Consider the following 19172-nt stretch of genomic DNA (forward strand, 5'->3'; position numbering starts at 1 on the left):
GCCGAGGTGATCACACGGCGGAGAGAAGTATCCGGACGCCGACTGTCAATGTAAAGCCGAAAGTTGGGGACAAGTGGTGCAGCTTGTCCCGGCCATGGTGCGCAATTTGGTGCAGGCAATGCCGGGAGCTGCACGGTAATTCACGGAACTGTCCCAGGCTGTCCCCCGAGCACAACGGCGAGGTCACGGATCACAACCGGGGCACCTGGTGCGGAATGGTGCATCGGCAACGATTCACTCCGCTCACCAGCACGATCCGGCGTCCCCGGCCGCCTCGAATTCGGCCATTTGCTGATCGCGCAGGTTAAAGTGTTGCAAAGTTCTTCCCCGGCGCACGAAAAACACAAAGCGGCGACCCCGAAGGGTCGCCGCCTCAGTTTGTTTACCCGCAGCCGGTCAGAGGGTGCAGTTCACCAGGACTGGTTCGTTGGTGAGGGTTATGGCGAAGGCTTGGTGGACTTGGGAGCGGACGTGGGTGGCCAGGGAGAGGAGATCTTTGGCGGTGGCGGCGCCTCGGTTGGTGAGGGCGAGGGTGTGTTTGGTGGAGACGGCGGCGGGGCCGAGGGTGAAGCCCTTGGGGATGCCGGAGTGTTCGATGAGCCAGGCGGCGCTGGTTTTGACGCGGCCGTCGGGTTGGGGCCATTGGGGGGCGCCGGCGGGGACTTCGGCGGGGGTGTCGAGGATGGGGTTGGTGAAGAAGGAGCCGGCGGACCAGGTGTCGTGGTCGGCGGGGTCGAGGACCATGCCTTTGGAGCGGCGGAGGGCGAGGACGGCTTCGCGGACGTCCTGCATGGGGGCCCGGGAGTCGGGTTCGACGTCGAGGGTGCGGGCCAGTTCGGCGTAGCCGATGGGGGCGGAGAGGTTGCCGAGTTTGAGCTGGAAGGCGACCTCGAGGACGACGAAGCGCTCGGGGGCGGTCTTGAAGCGCGAGGTGCGGTAGGCGAAACCGCAGTCGGCGGCGAAGAGGGTGCGGATCCGGGATTCGGCGCGGTCCCAGACGCGGACGGAGGCGATCGTCTCGGCGACCTCGTGGCCGTAGGCGCCGACGTTCTGGACGGGGGTCGAGCCGGTCAGGCCGGGGATCCCGGACATCGACTCCAGGCCGCTCCACTCCTCGGCGATGGCGCGCTGGACGACGGCGTCCCAGTCCTCGCCGGCCTGGACGTGGATCATCGCGCCGGAGCAGGCGTCGGCGTCGACCCGGATGCCCTGAGTACGGATCCGGATCGCCGTCCCGCGGAAACCGTCGTCGCCGATGACGACGTTGCTGCCGCCGGACAGCAGCAGCACCGGCTCACCCGCGGCGTCGGCGTCCCGGACGGCGGTGATCAGCTCGTCCTCGGTGGTCACCTCGACGAAGTTGTCGGCCGGTCCGCCGATCCGCAGCGTCGTGAAATCGGCCAGCTGGATGCTCACGGGACGCGCACGACCGCCCTGGCCCGGCCGAGGACCTTCTCACCGGCGAACAGCGCCGTGATGTCGAACTCGGCCAGCCCGTCGGCCACCTTGGCCGCGGTCGCCGAGAAGACCACCTCGGCGCCGGCGTCGTCGTCCGGGACGACGACCGGCTTGGTGAAGCGGACGCCGTACTCGACCAGGTCGGCCGGGTCGTCGAGCCAGTCGGTGACGACGCGGACGGCGGAGGCCATCGTCAGCATGCCGTGGGCGATCACACCGGGCAGGCCGAGGGCGGCCGCCATCCGGTCGCTCCAGTGGATCGGGTTGAAGTCGCCGCTGGCGCCGGCGTACCGGACCAGGTCCTCGCGGCGCAGCGTGACGGTCAGCTCCGGGAGGACGTCACCCGCGGAGATCTTGTTCATGAGTCCGCCCGGTTGTGCGAGATCGTGGAGGTCGAGGTGGCGATCGGCTCGCCGTCGACGGTGCTGAGGGCGGTTTCGTACATGATCACCTCGACGTCACCGGCCTTGCGGACGGTGGTGATGGTGGCGGTCGCGGCGATGTCGTCCCCGGCCTTGATCGGGCGGGAGTAGGTGAACTTCTGCGCGCCGTGCACGATCCGGTCCAGCCGGAGGCCGAGCTCCGGGTCGTTCAGCAGCTGCTCCAGCGCCAGGCTGCCGAGCATGAATGCGAACGTCGGCGGCGCCACCGCGTCAGCACCCCGGTACGCCGGGTTGCCGTCACCGATCGCGTCGGCGAACTCGCGGATCTTCTCCCGGCCGACCTGGTAGGACTCGGCGGCCGCGTAGCTCCGGCCGACCATCGTGGCGTCGATCGTCATATCGCCAGAGCCTACTGGCAGACTGTTGCCCCCGGAGCCGCCACCCGGGAACCGTGAGACCCGACTGGGGAAGGTTGAACGTGACGGCAGTGACGGCGCTGGCCAGGTACGCGCCTCGGTATCGGCTGGAGATCGGCGAGCCGGAGGGCCCCGAGTGGCTCCGGGTGGACCGGATCCTGGAGCTGGACGGTCCGGAGCTGACCGAGCTCCTCAAACGGGACGACGACGCCAGCGGACACGTCTCCGCGCACGCGAACGCGCTCAGCCTGATGTCGTTCTACGCCGGCCGCGCACCCGCGGCGGCGCTGCTGCTCTGGGCGCTCGAAGGGCACGTCCTGGACGTCCGGCCACACAACCTGTGGGTGAAACCACACGACGGGCACGGGCTGGCCGCGGTCGCTATCCGCTCCGCCGACTACCTGCCCGGCGGGCTGGAGACCTTGTACGACGTCGTCCTGCGTCAGCATCTGCTGCCGCTGTCGGCCGAGCTGCACCGGCGGACCCGCGCCGGGCTGCGTCAGGTGCACGGCGGGGTCGCTGCGGGCTGTGCGATGGCGTTCTGCGCGGCGACCCGCGAGGAGGAGGCGATCGAGCCGGCGTACCTGCTGGAGCGGTGGCAGACCTTCGTCGCCAAAGCACCGGCTGGTCTGGCGCGGCTGGGCGACGTCACGCAGGCCGGCGGGAAGCTGGTCTACCTACGGCAGACGTGTTGCCTGTATTACACGAGCGAGGCCGGGAACGGGACGCTCTGCGGCTCCTGCTGCCTCACGCCCCGGGACGAGCGCCTGGCCGCGTACGAAGCCGGCCGCCCGATCATCACCGTGTAGTGGGCACAGCGAAAGGCCCGCCCCGATGATCGGAGCGGGCCTCGCGGAAGCTGCTGAAATCAGCGGGTCTCGCGGTGGTCCGTGTGGTCGTTGCAACGCGCGCAGTACTTCTTCATCTCCAGGCGATCCGGGTTGTTACGCCGGTTCTTCTTGGTGATGTAGTTGCGCTCCTTGCAAACCGTGCACGCCAACGTGATCTTCGGGCGAATATCGGTTGACTTAGCCACTGCTGCCTCTTCTGATCGTCAAGTACTGGTGGTGGGTAGCGGGGGCGGGAGTCGAACCCGCGACACCACGATTATGAGCCGTGTGCTCTAACCACCTGAGCTACCCCGCCTGGAGAGTTCTCCAGCTCACCCGGCGGACCGGATGAGCTGTCGATCTCAGAGCCCCTTTACGGAATCGAACCGTAGACCTTCTCCTTACCATGGAGACGCTCTGCCGACTGAGCTAAAGGGGCGGAACGAGGAGAGAGATTACACGGTCTGCCGCCTCGATGTGAAATCGAGCCAGGCGCACCCTGCGCCCCCCTCTGTCCGACTCGGAAATCATACCGGGTCTCCGGAGTACTTCTGACCAATTTTCCTAGTTCCAGACCCGAGACGGGTAACTGGTTCGCAGGACCGGCAGAACGTCTGTGACGAAGGTCTCGACGGAGGCCCGGCTCTCGGCCTCCGGCAGGCCCGGGACCTCCAGTGAGACGCCGGACAGCTCATGCCCGAAGGCCTCCTGGTAGCGGCCGAACTTGTCGATCACCTGCTCCGGTGAGCCGACCAGAACCGACCCGCGGTCCAGGAAGTCCTCCAGCGTCGTGAAGGGCAGCTGGTTGTGCTTGGCGCCCGGAGAGTCCATGAACGCGTCGAAGATCGGCCGATAGCCCGCAACGGCCTCCTGCGACGTCTTCTTGACGTAGAGCCCGTTGAAGCCTGCACCAACGACGGCGTCGGCCGGGTCATGCCCGTAGGCCTCCCAGCGCTCCCGGTAGTGCCGGATCAGTCCGGCGTACTTCTCCAGCGGATGGAAACCATTGGCCGAGAACAGCGGGTCACCGAACCGCGCGGCCAGCTCGGTGGACTCCGTCGAGGACGCCGACCCGTGCCAGAGCGGAATACCGGACGGACGGAACGGCCGCGGCTGTGTGGTCGCATCGACCAGATCGGGCCGGTAGCTCCCCGACCAGGTCACACCGGTCTCCCGGAGCAGCCGGCGAAGCAGCTCGTACTTCTCGCGGTTCCGGTCCCACTGTCCATCCAGGTCGTACCCGAACAGCGCGTTCTGGTCCGGGTCGTTGCCCTTGCCGATGATGATGTCCAGCCGCCCACCGGACAGCTGGTCCAGCGTCGCGTAGTCCTCCGCGACCCGCACCGGGTCCAGTAGCGACAGCACGGTCACCGTCGTCAGCAAGCGGATCCGCGACGTCACAGCCGCGATGTACGACAGCACGACCGGCGGAGACGACGAGATGAAGCGCTGCGCATGCCGCTCCCCCACGCCGTACGCGTCGAAGCCCAGCTCCTCCGCCCACTGCGCCTGCCGGACGACGTGCTGGAACCGCTCGGCCGTCGACAGCTGCACCCCACTGATCGGATCCGGGGAGTTGTCGATCAGCGTGTAGGTACAGAACTTCACCGGACCTTCTTCTCGCCGGCTGTCACCGGCAGTCCGAGCCGGTTGCCGGTCACCGGCGCCGGACAGGTCCCGAACTCGGTGAAGGCGAACGGCAGGTTGATTGCCCGATTGAAGTCGATCAGCACCGACTGATCACGCTCCACAACCCCAGTGGTCACCGTGCGCCAAGGCGCAGTCTCCGATCCGTTCGTCGCGTCATGGAAGGACAACGACAGCCGCCCGTCCGCGGCCGCCGTCGCCACCAGCTCGTACGCCGAGCCGCCCAGCGCGAGGTGGACTGTCCCGACCGCGGTGACGTGCTGCCGCAGGTCGTCGCGGGCCGTGCTGACCTCGATTCGCTCCGGAGCGCCGTACGGCGTGTAGTAGCCCCGAACCGCCCAACTGGCATCCAACGGGTACGCAGGCACCCCACTGAAGTCAGCACGCGTTTCTGCGCCCGGATCGCGCTGACGGACGGCGTACCGGCCGCCGCGCAGCACCAGCTCGATCAGCCGGTCACCAAAGAACAACCAGCTCAGCGAACCCGCCTCGGCGACGGACGCGGACGCTGTCCCTTCAATGGGGACACCGTTCAGTTTCAGCTCACCAGCGCTCCTGACATGTGCTTGGCCGTCAGCGAACCACCACTCCCCCGGCAGGCCGGACAGCGCAGCTGGCGCAGCCGGTAACCAGTCGAAGCCGACGATGGTCAGCCAGCCGTAGTCGGTGTTCAGATCCTGCTCACGCGCGGCGTGCCAGGTCTGCCAGTCCTGCTCGAGGTCGGAAACCACAGTCATGAGGCGAGGTCCTTCCGGGATTCACGGTGGGCGATTTCGGACCGGACCAGCGGGATGACGTAGCGGCCGAAGTCGATCGCGTCGTCGTAGATGTCGTACCCGCGGGCCGAGAAGATGCGGATGCCGAGGTCGTAGTAGTCGAGTAGCGCGGCCGCGACGGTGTCCGGCGTCCCGACCAGCGCGGTCGAGTTGCCGCCACCGCCGGTCAGCCCGGTCGGGCCGGTCCAGAGCGCGCGGTCGTGGCGCTCGCCTTCCGCGACCGCCTTCAGCAGCCGCTGCGAGCCGGCGTTCTCCGGGTTGCTCCGAGAGCGCAGCCGAGCATGTGCAGGCTGCGCACCGCCCTGGACGTCCTTGATCCGCCCGAGGATCGACTCGGCCTTCTCCCAGGCCAGCTCCTCGGTCGGCGCCAGAATCGGCCGGAAGGCGATCTGGATCGTCGGCCGATCACTGCGCCCGGCCCGAACAGCCTCAGCTTCGATCGTGGCGAGCTGCTCCCGCGTGCCGGCCAGCGGCTCACCCCACAGCGCGAAGATATCCGCCTCGGCCGCGCCGACGGCGTACGCCGCTGCCGACGACCCACCGAACGAGATCCGCGGCCGCGGCTGCTGCAGCGGCTTGATATCCGCGAGGAACTGCTCGAACTGGTAGTGCTGCCCGGCGAAGTCGAACCGCTCCTCCGACGTCCACGCCTGCTTCAGAATCTGGATGAACTCGCGCGTCCGCCCGTACCGGTCGTCCTTGCTCAGGAAGTCGCCTTCGGCCGCCTGGTCGGCAGTCGAGCCGCCGGTGATCACATGCACCTCGAACCGGCCGCCGCTGAGGTGGTCGAGTGTCGCGAAGGTCTTCGCGGTCAGCGTCGGGTAGGCGACATTCGGCCGATGCGCCACAACCAGGTTGATCCGCTCGGTCTTGCCCGCGACGTACGCCGCCACCTGCGCCGGGTCGGGTGACCCGGAGTGGTAGGCGAACAGGATCCGGTCCCAGCCGTTGTCCTCGTGCGCGCGAGCGAGCTTGGCGGTGTACTCCAGGTCGAGCGCGCCACCGGGGCGGGTGGTGACCTCACTGGCCGGGTTGGTCCCGGCGATGCCCAGGAACTCAACTGGCATGACGTTCTTCCTTCCGTACGGCGGGTGCGAGCAAGGTGAGCAAGTTCCGGGCGACGGCGTCGTTCTGCCGGAAGCCGGGACCGTTGAAATGCGGCCGGGAGAACCCCGACGAGCCGGCCGAGCCGGAGACCGACGGACCGAGCAGGAACAGCGCCGGATGCACGGTCCCGTCGGCGCGGATCGCACGGCTCTGCGCGTCGGCCTTGAGCTGGCCGCCGCCGAGACTCGTCCCGTCGGCGGCGAACAACTCATCGGCCGCGAGCGTGCCGTCGGCCAGCAGACCGCGCAGCAGCGGATCGGTCGACGCCAGGACGTCGGGCCGCGGCAACCGCGCCTCGACGAAGGCCTTGGCCCGAATCTCCCCGGCCACTCCGGACGACCGGGCAACGAACCGATCGTTGTCAATAGCAACCTCCAGGTCCGGCCCGGCGAACCGGACGATGCCGGCCCGATGCAGCGCGAGCAGCTCCTCCAGCCGGCGCGGCGGCGGGCCGCTGGCGACGAACGAGAAGAACCCGTGCCACTCGGTCTCCACCTGCCGAACCCGGTCCTCGTCCGACAGCCTGCCTTCGGTGATCGCGACCGACAGCACGCTGTAGATACTCAGCAACGCGTTGAAGACGGCCAGATCCGCCGAGTACTCCGGGGACGCGCGACGGAGCAGATCATCCTCGATCAACTCGGCCAGGAACTTCTCGAACGACGTCCGATCCGCGAAGAACCGTCCGTGCAGTGGTCGATCGACTTCGGAGCGAACGAACCGATCGACCGGATCCGGCACCGCTTCCAGGACGGCGGCGGCAAATACAGGTGCATCCGGCAACGAACCGTCCAGTACCGCCAGGAACCGCTCCCACGGCCAGCGAGTTCGTTCGGAGTGGGCGTTGAAGAGCTGCTGGTAGTGCGCGAAGGCCAGCTCCTTGTCGATCAGCGGGCGGACCTGCCGGTCGAAGTCGAGGACGCCGTCGCCCAGCTCGGCGAGCGCGGCCGTGGTCAGGTAGCGGGTCGGGACGGGTTTCGTCCCGGCCACGGTGTAGCCGAGTTTCGCGTGATAGGGCACGCCGCGCCGCGATCCGACGTACAGGATCGGCTCGGTTCCGGACGGGCGATAGGTCAGGATGCCGTCGCACTCGTCGTACCAGCCGCCGCGGGCCTCGGTGAGCAGGACCATCAGGTCGATGAAGGCCTGACCGAAGCCGCGGACGATCACGTTCTCCCCGGGCAGCAGGCCGCCGAGACCGACGTCCGCTGTGTACCCCGGTGGGATGTAGGTCAGACCAGCGGCCGCGGCCTCGGTCACCCACGCCTGCTCCGATGCCGTCGGCAACCGATCGAGGTAGCCGAGGGCAAGGACCACGAGGTCGGCGTGGATCTCCTGACCGGATGCGAGGATCACCCGCTGATCCGCGGTCAGCTCGACGGCACGCTCCAGATGAGTGGTCACGGACGCCGGTAGATCGCGGACGACGCGCTCCCAGACCCAGGACAGGTACTCCGCCTGGACCAGCCGGGGCGGGAAGTCCATCGGGCCGGGCAACTCGAGCCCCGCCCGCTCCAGAATGGTGGCGCCGGGCCCGTTGACCCAGCCGGCCAGGTCGGGCCCGGGGATGATCGGGCCCTCGCACTCGACCGACTCGTCGGTGAAGATCGTCACGTCCGAGGTCATCGAGTTCATCCAGAGCAGGCGGGACTGCTCGCGCCGCCAGATCCGCCCGCCGCCGGCCGGGTACGGATCGACGACGTGGATCTCCACCGGCTGATCGCCGAGCAGCTCGGGCGCGCTGGCCGCGAACCGTTCGAGCAGGCCGACCGTCCGCGGCCCGGCGCCGACGAAGACCACCGTCGGCGGCCCCTCGCGGACGGCTCTCACGACGTCAGCCCCAGATGCGAGCGGAGCGTCGTACCGGCGTACTCCGACCGGAAGACGCCGCGTTCGCGGAGCAGCGGGACGACGCGGTCGACGAAGTCGTCGAGACCGCCGGGTGTCAGATGCGGGACCAGGACAAAGCCGTCGGCGGCGTCCTCCTGGACATGCCGGTTCAGCTCGGTGGCAATCGTCTCCGGGGAGCCGATGAACGTCTGCCGATTCTGCTGGTTGATGACGGTCTCGCGCAGCGACCAGTTGTTCGCCGCGGCCTGCGCGCGCCACTCGGCGACGACGGCCTCCTGGTCGTTGAACCCGGTCCGGCCCTGGGTGACCTTCGAACCGGCGACCGGCGCCTCGGTCGGGAGCGGGCCGTCCGGGTCGTACGCCGAGAGGTCGCGACCCCAGATCAGCTCTGCGAGCACGATCGCGGTCTGGCCGGAGACCTGCTGCTCGCGGACGTGCCGGGCCTTGTCGGCCGCTTCGGCGTCCGTGTCGGCGACGACGACCGTCACCGCGGGCATGATCTTCAGCGACTCCTCGGTGCGGCCGTACTTGGCCAGCCGATCCTTCACGTCCTTGTAGAAGGTCTGCCCGGCCGCGAACGTCGAGTGCCGGCTGAAGATCACGTCGGCACCAGACGCCGCGAACTCACGGCCCTGGTCGCTGTCCCCGGCCTGGATGATCACCGGCCGGCCCTGCGGGGACGGCGGCAGCCCGAACCGGCCCTGGATCGTGAAGTGGTCGCCGTCGTCCGCGAAGGCCCCAGTGCCTTCCCGGGCGAAGACGCCCGCTGCCTGATCCAGGACCAGGTCGTCGGCGCTCCACGAGTCCCAGAGTTTGCGGACGATGCGGAGCGACTCCTGGGCGCGGACGTACCGGTCGGCCTTGTCGAGGTAGCCGCCGCGGCGGAAGTTCTCCCCGGTGAACGCGTCCCACGACGTCACCACGTTCCACGCCGCCCGGCCCGCGGACAGGTGGTCCAGCGTCGCGAGCCGCTTGGCCAGCTCGTACGGCTCGTTGAACGTCGAGTTCACCGTCGCCGCCAGGCCCAGGTTCGTGGTCACGGCGGCCAGAGCGCTGAGGACGGTCAGCGACTCCGGCCGCCCGACCACGTCGAGGTCGTGGATCTTCCCCTTCACCTCGCGCAGCCGCAGCCCCTCCGCGAGAAAGAAGAAGTCGAACGTCCCCCGCTCCGCGGTCGCCGCCAGATGCTTGAAGGATGCGAAGTCGATCTGCGACCCGGATGCCGGATCCGACCACACCGTGGTGTTGTTGACGCCGGGAAAGTGGGCCGCCAGATGAATCTGCTTGGTCATCGCCCACTCCCCGCCGCGTACCTGCCCACCGGCCGGCTCAACCCGAGCCGATTCCGCAGCGTCCCCGCCCGCGCTTCTCCCACAACTTTTCTTGCCTTGAGCAACGGAATGAGTTCGTCCGCGATGATCGGCACGTCGACTTCCAGCGAGGCGGGCCGCAGATGCACGCCGTCGACTCCAGCGGCCTGCCAGTCGGTGATGGAGCCCGCAAGCTGTTCGGCCGCGCCGGCCTGCTCGAAACTGATGGCGACCGAGACCAGGACGCGGGGGGTGGTCGCGCCGTCGGTTGTCCGCAGAGCGGCGACGCGCTCCGCAAGGTCGGTCGTCTCCGGGAGGATCACCAGTTCCGCGTCCGCGGCCGCCTGCAACGCGTCCGGCGCACTGACCCGGACGGCGGTGACGGGGTGGCCTTGCGGGGGTCTGGGGACGATGGAAGGGCCCTTGATGGAGAAGGTGGGAGAGGTGAAGTTGACGTAGTGGAGACGGTCGCGGTCGACGAAGCGGCCGGTGGGGGCGTCGCGGATGATGGCGTCGTCGTCCCAGGAGTCCCACAGGCGGCGGGAGACGTCGACGACGTAGCGGGCCTCGCGCCAGAGGTCGGCGGCCGGGGCGGGGTCGCGGCGGCCGATGACGGCGGCTGCTTCGGCGGACGTCGAGACGTCGGCGATCCAGCCGCCGCGGCCGGCGGAGACGTAGTCGAGGGTGGCGACCGACGCCTGGACGTGGAACGGCTCGGTGTGCGTCACGGTGATGGTGGGCAGCAGTCCGATCCGCTCGGTGGCGGGGGCGATCCGGGCAGCCAGGCCGAGGGCATCGAGCTGGACGCCGACCCGGCCGGCGGCGTCCGCGGGCGCTTCGAGCGTGCCGGCGAAGGTGGCGATGTCGATCCCCGCCGCCTCGGCGCGCTGGACGGCGCGCAGCGCGAGCTCGCCGGTCAGGATCGCGCCCGGGTCGACCTCGGGGCCGCGCCAGGCGCCCGGGTCTCCCCCGGCGCCGTCGATCTCGATGGCGGTGATCAGCCGGCTCATGAGGCCACCTTCAGGGCGAGTGTGAGGTCCTTGGTGAACGGCAGCGGTCCGATCGACTCCGGGTCGGCGTCGACGTCGAACTGCGGCTGGAAGCCGACGGCTCGGTAGAGCGCGGCCGCCTCGGGCTGCCGGGGCCCGGTGGTCAGGTAGAGCTTCCGGTAGCCGAGGTCGACCGCGGCCCGCTCCAGTTCGGCGAGTACGCGGCGTCCGAGCCCTTGGCGGCGGTGCAGATGGGACGTCCACATCCGCTTCACCTCGGCCGTCTGGTCGTCGTATCGGCGGATGGCGCCGCCCGCGACCGTCTGACCGCCGTACCGGAGCAGGACGAACGCGCCCCCGCTGTCGGTGTGGAAGTCGCTCGCCGGGACCTCGGTGAGCTGGGTGTGCTCGGTCGTTCGGCCGTAGCGGGTGCTGTACTCGACGATCAGATCCGCGAGCAGCGGCGCTGCCTCCGGGTCTTCCGGACGGGCCCGGAGTACCTCGATCTCCGCCGCCTGCACCGGCGTACTGTCGAGCGGTTGCCCACCTTCGACCGTGGTCAGGAACGCCTCGGTCACCTGGTAGAGCGGGACGGACGCCGCCTGATCGAGCAGGACGCCGCCGCCGTCGTACAGATTGATGTGTGCCGACAGCACGAACCAGCCCTGCCCGATCGCGCCGGCGCCGAGGCTGGTGAGCACCGGCCGCAGCGCGTAGTCGATCACCAGCACATGCGCCGGCGTCCCACCCGTTGCCAACGGCAACACGGTCTTACCTTTCAGCGCGTACTGCGGGAGCAGGTCGAGGAACACCTTGAGCAACCCGGCGTACGCCGCCTTGTAGACGGGTGTGGTGACCACGACGGCGTCGGCCGCTTCGAGGGTCTTGATCGCGGCCGCGATCCCGGGGTCGTCGGCGCGGCCGTGCAGCAACGGCTCGGCCGGCAGGTCCCGCAGCACGATGGGGGTGACCTCGTGCCCGTGGCTGATCAGACGCTTGGTGACGTACTCGAGGACGGCGTCGGTCCGGGACGGTACCGACGGGCTGCTGGAGATCGTTGCGATGGTCGCCATGGTTCTCCTACTTCTGCTTGTCCTTGGGAAGGCCTGGAGGGTTGACCAACGACTTCGGGACGGCCTCGTCGCTGAGGCCCCACTTGGCCAGCACCTTCGCGTAGCTGCCGTCGGCGATCGCCGCGTTCAGCGCGTCGGCCAGCGGCTTGGCCAGGCCGTTGTCCTTCTTCGTCGTGATGCCGACCAGCCCTTGGACCGGGTAGCTGGACGAGACCGTGCCGACGATCTCGGTCTGCTTCTGCGTCGCGACGTGGTACGTGCCGTTCGGGTTCGGGCCGAGGTAGAGCTCGATCCGGCCGGACTGCAAGGCCAGGTAGGTATCGGCCGGCTGCTGGTAGTACTTCAGGTCGGCGGGTGCGCGGCCGGCGGCGGTGTTCTGCCGGTTCCAGTCGACGAGGATCGCCTCCTGCAGCGTGCCCGAGCTGACCGCGACCTTCTTCCCCGCGATATCGGCCGGCCCGGCCACCTTCAGCCCGGAGCCGGCCTTCGCCTCGAACGCGTGCAGCCCGAGCCGGTACGTCGCGAAGTCGTACTTCTCCTTGCGCAACTCCGACACCCCGATATTCGAGATCCCCACCTGGTACTTCCCCGAGTCGAGCCCGAGGAACAGGTTCTCCCAGCTCGTCGTCTGCACCTCGGCCCGCAGCCCGAGCACACTCGCGACCAGATACGCGATGTCGATCTCGACCCCGATCGGCGTCCTGTTGTCATCCGCCGTGAACCCCAACGGCGGCAGACCCCCACCCGCAGACCCGTTGCCCACCACAAGCTTCCCGCTGTCGCGCACCTCAGCCGGCAGCTCGGCCGCAACAGCCTCCACCTTCGCCGACGTAACCCGCACCTGCTCCGCCGACGTGTCGAACGCAACCACCGAAGCGTCCCCCGCCGGAGCCGCGCTCTTCGGATCCGCACAAGCAGCAACCGTCGCGAGCAAGACCGCGCCTACGAGAAATCTCCTCAACATAAGAAGCCTCAGCTCGTGATCGGGAGGCCGGGGGGATTGATCTCGGACTTGGCCACGGATTCGGTGGCGACGTTCCAGCGCTCCAGCACCTTGGCGTAGGAGCCGTCGGCGATGACGGCGTTCAGCGCGGCCTGGTAGGCCTGCACGAGACCGCTGTCCTTCTTGGTGGTGGCGGCGATCAGGCCTTGCAGGGTGGGGCCGGCGCCGGAGAACTTGCCGATCGACTCGGTCTCGCCGGAGGTCTTGATGTGGTACGCGATCGACGGGTTCGGGCCGAGGTAGCCGTCGATCCGCCCGGAGGCGAGTGCCAGGTAGGTGTCGGTGTTCTGCTGGAAGTACTTGATCGTCGCCGCCGGCAGCCCGGCCTTGATGTTCGCCTCGTTCCAGTCGATCAGGATCTTCTCCTGGTTCGTCCCGGAGCCGACCGCGATCGTCTTCCCGGCGATGTCCTTTCCGCCGGTGACCCGCCAGCTCCCGCCCTTCTTCGCCTCGAACGCAATGTCGTCCTTGCGGTACGTCGCGAAGTCGTACTTCTGCTTACGTTTCTCGGTCACGGTGATGTTCGAGAAGCCGACGTCGTACTTGGCCGAGTCGAGCCCGACGAACAGGTTCTCCCAGCTCGTGACGTCGATCTCCGGGGTCAGCCCGAGCGCGCCGGCGACCAGGTGCGCGATGTCGACCTCGAGACCGATCGGGGTCTTGTTGTCGTCGGCGTAGAAGCCGAGCGGCACGGTGCCGCTGCCGTACCCGCCGCCGATCAGCAGCGTGCCGCGGTCGCGGACCTTCGCGGGCAGCAGCGCCGCCGCTGCGTCGTTCTTGGTGGTAGTGATCCGGTTCTGTTCGGCGGAGGTGTTCACACCGGTGTCGCCGCCCGCGGCGCTGGCCGTGGGCTCGGCGCCACAACCGGCCAGGACGAGCAGGAGCGCGCCGGCGGCCGCGGTGACGGCAAGCAGGGGACTACGTTTCATGACGACTTCCTCAGAGGACTTTGGAGATGAAGGCGCGAGTGCGCTCTTGGGCAGGGTTGTCGAGCACTTCGTGCGGAGGGCCCGACTCGACGATCCGGCCGTCGTCCATGAACACGACGGTGTCCGCCACCTCACGGGCGAAGCCGATCTCGTGGGTGACGACGACCATCGTCGAACCGTCGCGGGCGAGCTCCTTGATCACATCGAGGACCTCGCCGACCAGCTCCGGGTCGAGCGCGCTGGTCGGTTCGTCGAACAGCAGCACCTTGGGCCGCAGCGCGAGCGCCCGCGCGATCGCGACTCGTTGCTGCTGACCACCGGACAACTGCCGCGGGTACACGTCGGCCTTGTCGCCGACGCCGACCCGCTCCAGCAGCTCGCGGGCCAGTGTCTCGACCTCACTACGTTTCCGCCGCTGCGCCGAGACCGGCGCCTCGACGACGTTCTGCAGGGCGGTCAGATGCCCGAACAGGTTGAAGTTCTGGAACACGAACCCGACCTGCGACCGCTGGTGCAGGATCTCGCGCTCGCGCAGTTCGTACAGCTTGTCGCCGCGCCGCCGGTACCCGATCAGCTCACCGTCGATCCGGATCAGCCCGCGATCCACCTTCTCCAGATGATTGATCGAGCGCAGCAGTGTCGACTTGCCCGAGCCGGACGGCCCCAGGATCACCGTGACCGTCCCGGCCTCGACGACGAGGTCGATCCCTTTGAGGACCTCGAGCTCGCCGAAGCTCTTGTGCACACCGCGAATGTCGATCATCGGGTCGTTCCCCGGTTGAAGTACCGCTCGACGTAGCGTTGCGCGATCGACAGCAGGGTGGTCAGGACGATGTACCAGACCGTTGCCACCATCAACAACGGGACGACGCGGCTGTTCCGGCCGTAGATCACCTGCACCTGGTAGAAGAGCTCAGGGATCGCCATCACCGACACGATCGAAGTCCCCTTGAAGAGACTGATCACCTCGTTCGCACCGTTCGGCAGGATCGACCGCATCGCCTGCGGCAGCACGATCCTGAAGAACTGCCGCACCTTCGGGATCCCCAGCGCCGCGGCCGCCTCGGTCTGCCCGGCGTCCACCGAGATGATGCCGCCGCGGATGATCTCCGCCGCGTACGCCGCCTGGTGCAGCGCCAACCCGAGGACAGCAGCGCCCAGCGGGCCGAACAGGTTGTTCGTGCTGAAGTGCACGAACTCCGGCCCGAACGGGATGCCGAGGCTCAACTCCTGATACAGGTAAGCGATGTTGAACCAGAACAGCAGCTGCACGATCAGCGGGATCGACCGGAACGCCCAGATGTAGCCCCAGGCAACTACCTGCAAGAACGGGCTGCTGGACAGGCGCATCGTTGCGATCACCGCACCGAGCGCGAAGCCGAGCACGGTGCCGTAGATCGTCAGCTGCACGGTCACCCAGAGCGCGCTGAAGATCGTCTTGGTGGTGAAGAACTGGAAGAACGTCGGCCAATCCCAGCCAGGGTTGGTGACCAGGCCATTGACGAACATCGCCAGCAGGACCAGGACGACGCCGACGCCGACCCAGCGCCACGGATGACGGCGGGCGACGATCGGCAGATCGTAGTCGGAACGGAGTACGGACGCCGGTGGGCCGGCGGCGTCCTGGGTGGAGCTGAGCGAGGTGGTTGACACGGGCGTTCTCCCTGGCGGTGGGCAGGCTTCGCGGGCACGGCGGCGCCGGCGTCCGACGCTGGACGCCTACCGGTCGTGCGAGGAGTGCGGAGAAGTGGTGCTCAGCGCCGACAGAGGGCGCTGGAAACCCGGAGCAGGTCGATGTGGAGGCGGTAGTACGGCAGTGCGCGTGTCATTCCCGTCCCCTCCTTTTGCCACTGAATCTTCGGGCTCATCCCAGTATGGGACGAACTTGAAAGATCAGTAAGTTGGTAGACAAACCTCTCAATATGTGGACGCTCTATAACGGTCCGGCCGAGCCAAATCGGCCTGCAGCACGCCGAAACCCGGGTGACCTCGCTCACGCGGTGATCGCCGATTCAAGTAGTTGGATTCACGCCTGGAGCCGCACACGGCGGGAGACGGCAGTCACTCACTGTCATCGAATTCCGTCATCCCGTCGCAATCCGCGTTTGAGGCGGCCGTGATCTGCTCGTTATGGTCGATGAGCCGTCGTGGGTTCCCACGGCGATGACTCCCACCTGGAAGGCCATCGTGTCCCCTCACCCTGACGTGCCGGAAGCAGAACGGCCGGCACCGCGTCGCCCGGCTGCATCGCACCGGGTGGCCAAGCACCGTTCCACCCAGCGAAGTCGCACCCGCCGCACCCGGCTGATCGGCCTGACCGCCGCTCTGGCCGCCACCGCAGGTACCACCGCCGTCGGTCTCGCCGCCGCCCCCGGCCAGGCAGACACCACCAGCACCGGACTGAGCCCCTCACAGGCCGGCGCCCTCACCGCAGCCCGGATCGACCGCCGTGACCTCGGCTCCCGGGACGCCACTCGTTTCGACCTGTCCCTGGCCGGCGTCCAGAAGGTCCAGGCCGAGCGCCAGCGCGCGGCCGCCCTGGCCAAGCAGGCCGCGAACGCCACGCTCACCCAGCGCCGCGCCGTCGCGCTGGCCGCAGCCAAGCAGCAGGCCGCCCGCCAGGCCGCTGCGAAGGCCAAGGCACTCGCCAAGGCCAAAGCGATCGCCATCGCCAAGGCGAAGGCCGCTCCCCGCGTCGTCCTCCCGACCACCGGCTACCACCTGACCGCGCGCTTCGGCCAGGCCGGCGGTCGCTGGTCCCGCAACCACACCGGTCTCGACTTCGCGGGGGCGTACGGTACGCCGATCCGCGCAGTGATGGCCGGCGAGGTCATCCAGGCCGCCTTCGAAGGCGCCTACGGCCGCCAGGTGAAGGTCCGGCACTCCGACGGCACCGTCACCTCCTACAGCCACATGGCCGAGTTCGACGTCTCCGTCGGCGAGCAGGTCACCGCCGGCACCAAGGTCGGCGCGATCGGCCTGACCGGTAACACCACCGGCGCCCACGTCCACTTCGAGGTCCTCCCCGACGGCGAGAACCCGATCAACCCGTCCTCCTGGCTCCGCGCCCACGGGCTGAACCCGTAAGCAGCGCCTTCGAAGACCCTCTGATCCGACCCGGTCAGAGGGTCTTCGCCATGACCAGGGCGGCGATCGGGCGGCCGTCGATGACGAACTCGTCGGCGAGGGTGCCTTCGACGACGTAGCCGTGGCGTTCGTAGAGTCGGCGGGCGACGAGGTTGGTGCTGTGGACGTTCAGGCTGATCTTGCGCGCGTCCCGCCGGCGGCCCTCGTACGCCGCCGCGGCCAGCAGGGCGGCGGCGACGCCGCGGCCGCGGGCCTCCGGGGCGACGGCCAAGCCGTTGACGGCCAGGACGCCGTTGCCCTCGCGAAACTGGTACTTGTCCTGCAGCCGCAGGTACCCGACGACGACGCCCGCGCACTCCGCGATCAGATGCGACTCGGGGCCGGTGCGTTCGAAGAAGCGGTCACCCAGACCTTCGAGGTACGACGGGAAGCCGGACTCCGGGCTCCACGACGTCCGCTCGATCCGCAGCAGCGCCGCGTCGTCGTCCTCGATACCCCACCGGATCACTACCTCACGGTCCGCGCTCACGCGCCCATCTTCACCCGCCGACGAGGTCAGCCACCGGGAGGACGACGATCGCGGTCAGGCCGCCGGTCGGGTTCGGGGTCAGGGCGAGCGTGCCCTGGTGGGTCTCGACGATCCGGGTGACGAGCGCGAGGCCGAGGCCGTGGCCGGCGCCGTACCGGTCCTTGGCGAACGGCTCGACGAACGTGCGGACCTGGTCGAGATCGAGGACGGGACCGGTGTTGCGGACGACGAGCCGGCCCGGCGTCAGCTCGACGTCGACCGAGCCGCCGGGGCCGGTGTTGTGCCGGATGGCGTTCTGGACCAGGTTCGTGACGAGCTGGTGCAGGAGCACGTCATTGCCCTCGACAACCGACTCGGTGAGCGCCGTTCGCAGGGTGATGCCCGCGGCGGCGGCCTCGGCGGTCAGCACGGGGAGAGCCGTCCGGACGGTGGTCGCGAGGTCGACCGGGTCGAGCTCGACCTCGCGGTTGTTCAGCGCGGCCAGGCTGAGCAGCGCCTCGACGATGTCGATCCCGCGCTGATTGGTCTCGGCCAGCCGTTTCACCAGCTCGGGCACGTCCTGATGGTCGGGGTCGGCCTGGGCGACGTCGAGCATGGTCTTCATCACCGCGTGCGGCGTCCGTAACTCGTGGGAGGCGTTCGCGGCGAACCGCCGGTACTGGTCGAACGACGCCTGCAACCGGTCGAGCATCGCGTCGAAGGTGTCGGACAGGTCGGTGAACTCGTCCCGGATGCCGGTCAGGCCGATCCGGTGGTCGAGCGCGCCGGTCGCCGCCCGCTGCGCCGCCGCGGTGATCTCCTGCAGCGGTTTCAGCATCCGCCCGGCCAGGAACCAGCCGCCGACCAGCCCGATGATCGCCAGCAGCCCGATCGCGTACGCCGAGAGCTTGACCGTCAGGTCGAGGATCTCGCCGCGGGTCGGGGCGGGCCGCTCGTCGCGCGGGTTGGCCGCGATGAACGGATAGTTCGGCACGATCCGGAAGACCAGCCACAGGATGCAGGCCATCACGGCGCCGGCCACGACCAGCAGGCCCGCGTAGCTCAGCGTCAGCCGCAGCCGGACGGTCAGCCGCGGCCGCCAGGTGATCAGCCCCGGCTCGCTCACGACTCCCCCATCCGGTAGCCGACACCGGGCACGGTGTGGATCACCCAGGGGTCGCCGAGCCGCTTGCGGACCGCCGAGATGGTGATCCGGACGGCGTTGCTGAACGGGTCGGCGTTCTCGTCCCAGGCCTTCTCCAGCAGCGTTTCCGCGCTGATCACCCCGCCGCGAGCGGTCATCAGCACCTCCAGGACGGCGAACTGTTTGCGGGTCAGCTTCACGTAGCGGCCGCCGCGGTAGACCTCGCGCCGGAACGGGTCCAGCCGGACGCCGGCGTACTCGATCACGGTCGGCGCCGCGACGGCCGGACGCCGAACCAGCGCGCGCAGCCGGACGATCAGCTCGCGCAGCTCGAACGGTTTGGTCAGGTAGTCGTCGGCCCCGAGCTCGAACCCGGTCACCTTGTCGTCCAGATCACCGGCCGCGGTCAGCATCAGCACCCGGCAGCCGATGCCTTGCGCAACGATCCGCCGGCAGACCTCGTCACCGTTCGGGCCGGGGATGTCCCGATCCAGGACGACCACGTCGTAGTCGTTGACGGCGACCGCCTCGAGTGCGGCGTGCCCGTCGAAGGCGAGATCGGCCGCGATCGCCTCCAGCCGCAGCCCGGCCCGGATCGCCTCGGCGAGATAGACCTCGTCCTCGACGACCAGAACCCGCATGAATCCATTGAAGCAGTATC

20 protein-coding genes and 2 tRNA genes are annotated in these 19172 nt (G+C 68.7%); 2 read left to right on the top strand and 20 right to left on the bottom strand.

Annotation, left to right across the window (positions count from 1 at the left end):
- Positions 1-396 precede the first annotated feature (396 nt).
- From HPO96_RS19390 to HPO96_RS19400, 3 genes are read right to left on the bottom strand one after another with little or no spacing between them, the layout of a single operon-like run.
- Positions 397-1410, bottom strand: coding sequence for a UDP-N-acetylmuramate dehydrogenase (locus HPO96_RS19390; RefSeq protein WP_171675155.1), 1014 nt, complete (start codon positions 1408-1410; stop codon positions 397-399).
- A 2-nt stretch (positions 1411-1412) separates the two neighbouring features.
- Positions 1413-1820 (bottom strand): MaoC/PaaZ C-terminal domain-containing protein, encoded by a 408-nt coding sequence (locus tag HPO96_RS19395; RefSeq protein ID WP_171674904.1) that lies wholly within the window; start codon positions 1818-1820, stop codon positions 1413-1415.
- Entirely contained in the window at positions 1817-2239 is a 423-nt protein-coding gene (locus HPO96_RS19400; protein ID WP_171674905.1) for an FAS1-like dehydratase domain-containing protein, read from the bottom strand. Before HPO96_RS19400 ends, HPO96_RS19395 begins: the two co-directional genes overlap by 4 nt.
- Before the next feature lie 80 nt (positions 2240-2319).
- Between HPO96_RS19400 and HPO96_RS19405 the strand changes: the two genes are divergently transcribed.
- Complete coding sequence (locus HPO96_RS19405) at positions 2320-3066, top strand: (2Fe-2S)-binding protein (protein WP_337796717.1); 747 nt, start codon at positions 2320-2322, stop codon at positions 3064-3066.
- Between the two features lie 59 nt (positions 3067-3125).
- On the opposite strand, the gene rpmG is transcribed toward HPO96_RS19405, so the two are convergent.
- From rpmG to HPO96_RS19475, 14 genes are all read right to left on the bottom strand, one after another.
- On the bottom strand, positions 3126-3293 hold the full coding sequence (rpmG, locus tag HPO96_RS19410; RefSeq protein ID WP_131361122.1) for a 50S ribosomal protein L33: 168 nt from the start codon (positions 3291-3293) through the stop codon (positions 3126-3128).
- A 36-nt stretch (positions 3294-3329) separates the two neighbouring features.
- Positions 3330-3403: transfer RNA gene (locus HPO96_RS19415), tRNA-Met, on the bottom strand.
- Between the two features lie 50 nt (positions 3404-3453).
- Positions 3454-3526 (bottom strand) — tRNA-Thr (locus HPO96_RS19420).
- Between the two features lie 125 nt (positions 3527-3651).
- Positions 3652-4695: an LLM class flavin-dependent oxidoreductase gene (locus tag HPO96_RS19425; RefSeq protein ID WP_171674906.1), complete on the bottom strand. Its 1044-nt coding sequence runs from the start codon at positions 4693-4695 to the stop codon at positions 3652-3654.
- Positions 4692-5471: a DUF1684 domain-containing protein gene (locus tag HPO96_RS19430; protein WP_171674907.1), complete on the bottom strand. Its 780-nt coding sequence runs from the start codon at positions 5469-5471 to the stop codon at positions 4692-4694. Before HPO96_RS19430 ends, HPO96_RS19425 begins: the two co-directional genes overlap by 4 nt.
- Positions 5468-6577 (bottom strand): LLM class flavin-dependent oxidoreductase, encoded by a 1110-nt coding sequence (locus HPO96_RS19435; RefSeq protein WP_171674908.1) that lies wholly within the window; start codon positions 6575-6577, stop codon positions 5468-5470. The genes HPO96_RS19430 and HPO96_RS19435 overlap by 4 nt, the downstream gene beginning before the upstream one ends.
- Positions 6567-8447: an FAD/NAD(P)-binding protein gene (locus HPO96_RS19440; protein WP_171674909.1), complete on the bottom strand. Its 1881-nt coding sequence runs from the start codon at positions 8445-8447 to the stop codon at positions 6567-6569. Before HPO96_RS19440 ends, HPO96_RS19435 begins: the two co-directional genes overlap by 11 nt.
- The gene (locus HPO96_RS19445) at positions 8444-9760 is read right to left on the bottom strand and encodes an NtaA/DmoA family FMN-dependent monooxygenase (protein WP_171674910.1); all 1317 of its coding nucleotides are present in this window, start codon (positions 9758-9760) and stop codon (positions 8444-8446) included. The genes HPO96_RS19440 and HPO96_RS19445 overlap by 4 nt, the downstream gene beginning before the upstream one ends.
- Positions 9757-10788, bottom strand: a complete 1032-nt coding sequence (locus tag HPO96_RS19450) for an LLM class flavin-dependent oxidoreductase (protein ID WP_171674911.1) — start codon at positions 10786-10788, stop codon at positions 9757-9759. The genes HPO96_RS19445 and HPO96_RS19450 overlap by 4 nt, the downstream gene beginning before the upstream one ends.
- Complete coding sequence (gene ssuE, locus HPO96_RS19455) at positions 10785-11840, bottom strand: NADPH-dependent FMN reductase (RefSeq protein ID WP_171674912.1); 1056 nt, start codon at positions 11838-11840, stop codon at positions 10785-10787. Before ssuE ends, HPO96_RS19450 begins: the two co-directional genes overlap by 4 nt.
- Before the next feature lie 7 nt (positions 11841-11847).
- A complete protein-coding gene (locus HPO96_RS19460; RefSeq protein WP_238355302.1) occupies positions 11848-12801 on the bottom strand; it encodes an ABC transporter substrate-binding protein in 954 nt (317 codons plus the stop codon).
- Between the two features lie 11 nt (positions 12802-12812).
- A complete protein-coding gene (locus HPO96_RS19465; RefSeq protein ID WP_171674914.1) occupies positions 12813-13772 on the bottom strand; it encodes an ABC transporter substrate-binding protein in 960 nt (319 codons plus the stop codon).
- Positions 13773-13782: 10 nt separating this feature from the next.
- Positions 13783-14535, bottom strand: coding sequence for an amino acid ABC transporter ATP-binding protein (locus tag HPO96_RS19470; RefSeq protein WP_171674915.1), 753 nt, complete (start codon positions 14533-14535; stop codon positions 13783-13785).
- Complete coding sequence (locus HPO96_RS19475) at positions 14532-15425, bottom strand: ABC transporter permease subunit (protein ID WP_171674916.1); 894 nt, start codon at positions 15423-15425, stop codon at positions 14532-14534. Before HPO96_RS19475 ends, HPO96_RS19470 begins: the two co-directional genes overlap by 4 nt.
- 603 nt (positions 15426-16028) lie before the next feature.
- On the opposite strand from HPO96_RS19475, the gene HPO96_RS19480 reads away from it, so the two are divergent.
- Positions 16029-16859 carry a peptidoglycan DD-metalloendopeptidase family protein gene (locus HPO96_RS19480; protein WP_171674917.1) on the top strand — a complete coding sequence of 277 codons (831 nt, stop codon included), beginning with the start codon at positions 16029-16031 and terminating at the stop codon, positions 16857-16859.
- A gap of 34 nt (positions 16860-16893) precedes the next feature.
- Here HPO96_RS19480 and HPO96_RS19485 read toward each other — a convergent pair whose 3' ends face one another.
- From HPO96_RS19485 to HPO96_RS19495, 3 genes are read right to left on the bottom strand one after another with little or no spacing between them, the layout of a single operon-like run.
- Positions 16894-17388 carry a GNAT family N-acetyltransferase gene (locus tag HPO96_RS19485; protein ID WP_337796718.1) on the bottom strand — a complete coding sequence of 165 codons (495 nt, stop codon included), beginning with the start codon at positions 17386-17388 and terminating at the stop codon, positions 16894-16896.
- Between the two features lie 10 nt (positions 17389-17398).
- Positions 17399-18493 carry an ATP-binding protein gene (locus HPO96_RS19490; protein ID WP_202886166.1) on the bottom strand — a complete coding sequence of 365 codons (1095 nt, stop codon included), beginning with the start codon at positions 18491-18493 and terminating at the stop codon, positions 17399-17401.
- The gene (locus HPO96_RS19495; RefSeq protein ID WP_171674918.1) at positions 18490-19152 is read right to left on the bottom strand and encodes a response regulator transcription factor; all 663 of its coding nucleotides are present in this window, start codon (positions 19150-19152) and stop codon (positions 18490-18492) included. The genes HPO96_RS19490 and HPO96_RS19495 overlap by 4 nt, the downstream gene beginning before the upstream one ends.
- Positions 19153-19172 lie beyond the last annotated feature (20 nt).

Source organism: Kribbella sandramycini (genome assembly GCF_013131805.1).
GTDB classification, from domain to species: domain Bacteria; phylum Actinomycetota; class Actinomycetes; order Propionibacteriales; family Kribbellaceae; genus Kribbella; species Kribbella sandramycini.

Bases quoted from the DNA above. Each gene is read 5' to 3' on its own strand.
- HPO96_RS19400 (WP_171674905.1), bottom strand. From the start codon at position 2,239: ATGACGATCGACGCCACGATGGTCGGCCGGAGCTACGCGGCCGCCGAG.
- HPO96_RS19395 (WP_171674904.1), bottom strand. From the start codon at position 1,820: ATGAACAAGATCTCCGCGGGTGACGTCCTCCCGGAGCTGACCGTCACG.
- HPO96_RS19445 (WP_171674910.1), bottom strand. From the start codon at position 9,760: ATGACCAAGCAGATTCATCTGGCGGCCCACTTTCCCGGCGTCAACAAC.
- HPO96_RS19470 (WP_171674915.1), bottom strand. From the start codon at position 14,535: ATGATCGACATTCGCGGTGTGCACAAGAGCTTCGGCGAGCTCGAGGTC.
- HPO96_RS19430 (WP_171674907.1), bottom strand. From the start codon at position 5,471: ATGACTGTGGTTTCCGACCTCGAGCAGGACTGGCAGACCTGGCACGCC.
- ssuE (WP_171674912.1), bottom strand. From the start codon at position 11,840: ATGGCGACCATCGCAACGATCTCCAGCAGCCCGTCGGTACCGTCCCGG.
- HPO96_RS19450 (WP_171674911.1), bottom strand. From the start codon at position 10,788: ATGAGCCGGCTGATCACCGCCATCGAGATCGACGGCGCCGGGGGAGAC.
- HPO96_RS19465 (WP_171674914.1), bottom strand. From the start codon at position 13,772: ATGAAACGTAGTCCCCTGCTTGCCGTCACCGCGGCCGCCGGCGCGCTC.
- HPO96_RS19435 (WP_171674908.1), bottom strand. From the start codon at position 6,577: ATGCCAGTTGAGTTCCTGGGCATCGCCGGGACCAACCCGGCCAGTGAG.
- HPO96_RS19495 (WP_171674918.1), bottom strand. From the start codon at position 19,152: ATGCGGGTTCTGGTCGTCGAGGACGAGGTCTATCTCGCCGAGGCGATC.